Source organism: Rhizobium alarense (assembly GCF_021555155.1).
Taxonomy (GTDB): Bacteria; Pseudomonadota; Alphaproteobacteria; order Rhizobiales; family Rhizobiaceae; genus Rhizobium_D; species Rhizobium_D alarense.
Window position 1 is genome coordinate 27,865 of the sequence record NZ_JAKGBU010000062.1, and the last position, 5,167, is coordinate 33,031.

Sequence of the window (5,167 nt, forward strand, 5' to 3'; positions counted from 1 at the left end):
GCGGATCTCGAAACCCGGCGTGCCGCGATCGACGAGGAAGCAGGTGATGAGCTTCTTCTTGCCGCGCGGCGTGTCTTCCTCGCCGGTGGCGATGAAGACGATGACGAAATCGGCGATGTTGGCGTGGCTGATGAAGTGTTTCGTGCCGTTGACGATCCAGTCGCCACCGTCTTGCCGCGCGAAACACTTCATGCCGCGCACGTCCGAACCCGCATCCGGTTCGGTCATGGCGAGCGCGTCGAACTTTTCGCCGCTGACGGCCGGCAGCAGGTAGCGTTCGCGCTGTTCGTCGTTGCAGGCCATCAGGATGCCGGAGGGGCGGCCGAAGAACACGGTGAGCGCCATCGAGCCGCGGCCGAGTTCGCGCTCGACGAGCGTGAAGGACGTGTGGTCGAGCCCGGCGCCGCCGACCTCTTCCGGCATGTTGCAGCCGAAGAAGCCGATCTCCTTGCATTTGCGCGCGATTTCCCGGCCGAGCTCCGGCGGCACATGGCCGGTGCGCTCGACCTCGTTTTCGTGCGGATAGATTTCCGTTTCGACGAAGGCGCGGACCGTATCCACGATCATCTGCTGTTCATCGGTCAATGCGAAATTCATGGACAAGTCCTCCCCTCGGACAATGCGTGTGTGCGTTCGGCGGTGGCCCCCTCATCCGCCCTTCGGGCACCTTCTCCCCGAGGGGGAGAAGAGGGAGCGCGGAGCGAGCCACCCGTTTCTTCTCCCCACCGGGAGAAGGTGCCGGCAGGCGGATGAGGGGGCGCTCACTGCCCGAACGTGGTCTCATTTCTTCTGCCCGACGCTGCGGCCCGCACCCTCCGGTGCCGGCAGCTTCGCATGGGCTTGCGCAATCGGCGCGATCGTCGCCAGCACGTCCGCCGGTGCATCGACACTCCTGCCGGCCTTCGAGTCGACATGCAGCATCATCTGCTCCGCCGTCGCAACGACATCGCCGGTCGCCGCGTCGTGGATGCGGGTGAAGAAGTGCAGCCGCTTCTTGTCCGAGGCGAGAAGCTGGAGCGTCGTGTAGAGCGCCTGGCCGAGCTTCGCCTCGCCGAGATGGCGGATATGGGTTTCGACCGTGTAGTAGCTGTGGCCGGCCTCGACATAGGCGAAATCGACGCCGATCAGCCTGAGCAGCGCGTCCGACGTATCGCCGAAAAGCTGGAGATAGCGGTGCTCGGTCATGTGGCCGTTATAGTCGACCCAGGCGGCATTGACCTTGGTGTCGAGCAGCCGGAGCGGTTCGACGGCCGAGACGTCGACCTCCGCCTTGCCGGCCTTCGCCCAGAGGTGGCCCTCGAACTCGGCGAGCAGCTTGCCGGCGCCCCAGCCCTTGCCCTCGTCGCCGGCCTTCAGCGCATGCATGATGCCGACGAGGTTCTGGTCGCGGATGCGCTCGAGATCGCGGATGCCGCGGGCGCCGGACTGGGCGTCGGACTGCTTTGCGATCTTTTCCACCAACTCGTCGTTGAGATCGACGACATCGGTGAGCTTGGTCCAGGGCCAGGAGAGGCAGGGGCCGAACTGGGCGAGGAAGTGGCGCATTCCCGCCTCGCCGCCGGCGATGCGGTAGGTCTCGAACATGCCCATCTGCGCCCAGCGGATGCCGAAGGAATAGCGGATCACGTCGTCGAGCGTCTCGGTGTCGCAGATATCGTCCTTGATCAGCCAGAGGCCCTCGCGCCAGACCGCTTCGAGCAGCCGGTCGCCGACAAATGCCTCGATCTCCTTGTTGATGATCACACCCTTCATGCCGATCGGCGCGAGCTTCGCCTTGGCGTCCTCAAGCACGGCGCGCGAGGTCTTCTCGCCGCCGACGAGTTCGGCGAGCGGCAGCAGGTAGACGGGGTTATAAGGATGCGCGACGAAGAGCCGTTCGGGATGCTTCATGTCGCGCTGCAGGTCGGTCGGCATCAGGCCTGATGTGGAGGAGCCGATCAGCGCATCGGGTTTCGCCGCGGCATCGATCTGGTTCAGCACCCCACGCTTCAACTCGAGGCGCTCGGGAACGCTTTCCTGAATCCAGTCAGCGTCTTGCACGGCTTCTTCCAAGCTTTTGCAGAAGGTGATTTTGCCCTTCGGCGGCAGCGGCGCCATGGTCAGCATGCCATAGGCGCGCTCGGCATTCGCCATCACCTCGCCGATAATGCGCTCGGCCTCCGGATGCGGATCGAAGATCTTGACGTCGATGCCGGCCAGCGCAAAACGCGCCACCCAGGCCCCCCCGATAACGCCGCCGCCGACACAGGCCGCCTTGTTGATTGTGGTCATGCTGTGCGTTCCCATCTTTCAATTTTTCATTCCGCGCCCCCTCATCCGGCCCTGCGGGCCACGTTCTCCCCGGCGGGGAGAAGAGGGAAAGTGCGTCGCCGTCTTGCCAGATCGGCATGCCATGCTTGCTGCAGCGTCGCGTTTGGCTTCAGCCGCCGCGGCACGGTTTCTTCCCCCCATCGGGGAGAAGGTGCCGGCAGGCGGATGAGGGGGCTTTCGGCCCGTCCCGTCAGCCCCGCGGCGCGCGCTTCTGCAGTTTCAGCTTCTCGCGCACCTCGGCCGGACCGATGACGCGGGCACCCATGCTCTCGATGATGGTGACCGCCTTCTCGACGAGCTGCGCATTGCTCGCGAGCTGGCCCTTGCCGACATAGAGGTTGTCTTCCAGCCCGACGCGGACATTGCCGCCGGCGAGCACGGCGGCGGCCGGATAGGCCATGGCGTTGCGGCCGATCGAGAAGGCGGAGAAGGTCCAATTGGATGGCAGGTTGTTGACCATCGCCATGTAGGTGTTGAGATCGTCGGGCGCGCCCCACGGGATGCCCATGCAGAGCTGGATCAGCACCGGATCCTCGATCAGGCCTTCCTCGACGAGCTGCTTGGCGAACCAGAGATGGCCGGTGTCGAAGGCCTCGATCTCCGGGCGCACGCCAAGGTCTGTCATCTTCTTCGCCATGGCGCGCAGCATTGACGGCGTGTTGGTCATCACATAGTCGCCGAGCGAGAAATTCATCGTGCCGCAATCGAGCGTGCAGATTTCCGGCAGGCATTCGGCGACGTGGCTGACGCGCTCGGTGGCGCCGGCCATGTCGGTGCCGACGGGGTTCAGCGGCAGCGGCTGTTCGGTGTTGCCGAAAATCATGTCGCCGCCCATGCCGGCGGTGAGATTGAGGACCACGTCCACCTCGGCGTCGCGGATGCGCTCCGTCACCTCGCGATAGAGGTCGTTGCGGCGGCTCGGCGCGCCGGTTTCCGGGTCGCGCACATGGCAGTGCACGATGGCGGCACCGGCCTTGGCGGCGTCGATCGCCGACGTGGCGATCTCCTTCGGCGAGCGCGGCACATGGGGCGATTTGCCGGCGGTATCGCCCGAGCCGGTGACGGCGCAGGTGATGAAGACGTCGCGGTTCATGGTCAGCGGCATGCGGTCTCTCCCAGAAGTCTCACGGGGGCCATTACGAGCCAAGAGGCGACGAAGTGCTTTCACTTTTCAGCGCTATCCTTGACAATATGAGAGGCGCGCGGTCATGCTCGCGCCATGCTCGATCCTTCGGCCGATACGCTCGACCTCGATATCCTCGTCCTGCCCGAGACGAACCTCATCCTCGTCGCCTCGGTCATCGAACCCCTGCGCGCCGCCAACCGCATCTCCGGCCAGGACCTCTACCGCTGGCGCATGTTCTCGCCCGACGGCCTGCCGATCGAGACGCGCAGCCGCATTCCGGTGCCCGTCGACGGTCCGTTCCGGCCCGAGAAGGAGACGCAGCCGCTCTTCGTGCTCTCCAGCTATCAATGGCAGATGAGTGCGACGCCCCTGCTGCGGCGCCAGCTTTCGCAGACGGCACGCCACCGCACGATGATGGCCGGCATCGAATCGGGAAGCTGGCTGCTTGCCGCGGCGAGCCTGCTCGACGGCCATTCGGTGACGATCCACTGGGAGGACATGGAGGAATTCGCCTCCGCCTATCCGCAGATCAGCGTCGAGCGGCAGCGCTATGTCATCGACGGCAAGCGCATCACCACCGGCGGCTCGCTGCCGACGCTCGACCTGATGCTGGAGATCATCCGCCGCCGGCAGGGCTATTCGCTGGCGCTGGAAGTCTCGCGACTCTTCATCTACGAGCACGAGCGGACCGGCGGCCTGCTTCAGGTGCCGGCGCTCGGCAACATGCGTGTCGCCGACCAGCGCGTCAGCCAGGCGGTGCATCTGATGGAGGAGACGGTCGATGCGCCGCTGACGCTGGCGCGGCTCGCCCGGCGCGTCGGGCTCAGCACGCGGCATCTGCAGGACCTCTTCCGCGACACGATGGGTGTCGCGCCGCACCAGCACTATCTGGCGCTTCGCCTCAACGCCGCCCGGCGCAAGGTGATCGAGACGCGGATCGAATTCGCCGACATCGCCGCGATCACCGGCTTCAATTCCTCTTCGGCCTTTTCGCGCAGCTACCGGGCGCATTATCACGAAAGCCCGACGGAAACGCGGCGGCGGTTGCGGGCGGGGGCGAAGGGTTAGAGGTCTCAGAGGTTAAATGCTGCCGGGCTTTCGCCGAGATAGTTCAAGCCTTCGATCAAACCGGCCTGAAGCCTTTCGCGCTCCGGTGTAGAGATGGAAGTCAAACTTCTTCCGAGCGCATCCTGCCAAGCCTTCCCTCTCCGCCATGCTTCCGAATAAACAATTGCAAGATCGACGTGCCGGCGTAGGTGCAGAAGCGCATCGACAAGAGAGATGGCTTGGCTCTTGTCTTTTTCACTCTTGTCAAGGCTACCACCATCGTTGAGTCTGCGGCTCGCGATAATTAGCTTGTGGACAGCGAACCGTTCCGGTGCGGGCACGAGAATTGGCACCCCAGCTTTATGCAGCAATACGCTACGTACCGGCTGATGGATAAGAAAATCGAGGAACCGCAACGGTGTTGCCGCGGCTCCACCAAGAGCCGGCATCCGCGTGGGCAGGCCCTCGTGTTCGTTTGACCCGGTGTTCGGCGTCAGGAACTCGACCATGAAACCACTCTTTGCACGGAATCGCGTGGCATATGCGCTACCACTACGGTGCGGCACTTCACGGAATGATTTGTCGATACTACGAATGACGTTGAGAACAGTAAGCGGCAAGGAGACCCCATCTGGCGCGGCTGATGCTGAGCAGGGTATTTCGGGCATACGAGTTCTCTGAATG

Annotated in this window: 5 protein-coding genes; 1 reads left to right on the forward strand and 4 read right to left on the reverse strand. The window is 64.2% G+C overall.

Annotation, left to right across the window (positions count from 1 at the left end):
- The 3 genes from LXM94_RS18300 to LXM94_RS18310 all read right to left on the reverse strand — a co-directional run.
- Positions 1 to 597, reverse strand: a 597-nt coding sequence (locus LXM94_RS18300; RefSeq protein ID WP_235772907.1) for an acyl-CoA dehydrogenase family protein, incomplete at its 3' end; no start/stop codon positions are given.
- A 183-nt stretch (positions 598 to 780) separates the two neighbouring features.
- Complete coding sequence (locus LXM94_RS18305; protein ID WP_235772908.1) at positions 781 to 2,271, reverse strand: carnitine 3-dehydrogenase; 1,491 nt, start codon at positions 2,269 to 2,271, stop codon at positions 781 to 783.
- 229 nt (positions 2,272 to 2,500) lie between these two features.
- Positions 2,501 to 3,415, reverse strand: coding sequence for a BKACE family enzyme (locus LXM94_RS18310; RefSeq protein WP_235772909.1), 915 nt, complete (start codon positions 3,413 to 3,415; stop codon positions 2,501 to 2,503).
- A gap of 114 nt (positions 3,416 to 3,529) precedes the next feature.
- Between LXM94_RS18310 and LXM94_RS18315 the strand changes: the two genes are divergently transcribed.
- A complete protein-coding gene (locus tag LXM94_RS18315; protein WP_235772910.1) occupies positions 3,530 to 4,504 on the forward strand; it encodes a GlxA family transcriptional regulator in 975 nt (324 codons plus the stop codon).
- A 5-nt stretch (positions 4,505 to 4,509) separates the two neighbouring features.
- On the opposite strand, the gene LXM94_RS18320 is transcribed toward LXM94_RS18315, so the two are convergent.
- Positions 4,510 to 5,167: GSU2403 family nucleotidyltransferase fold protein (locus tag LXM94_RS18320; protein WP_268965168.1), on the reverse strand; the 658-nt coding region annotated here is incomplete at its 5' end.

Excerpts from the sequence above, each read along its gene's own strand:
- LXM94_RS18305 (WP_235772908.1), bottom strand. The coding sequence starts at position 2,271 with ATGACCACAATCAACAAGGCGGCCTGTGTCGGCGGCGGCGTTATCGGG.
- LXM94_RS18310 (WP_235772909.1), bottom strand. The coding sequence starts at position 3,415 with ATGCCGCTGACCATGAACCGCGACGTCTTCATCACCTGCGCCGTCACC.
- LXM94_RS18315 (WP_235772910.1), top strand. The coding sequence starts at position 3,530 with ATGCTCGATCCTTCGGCCGATACGCTCGACCTCGATATCCTCGTCCTG.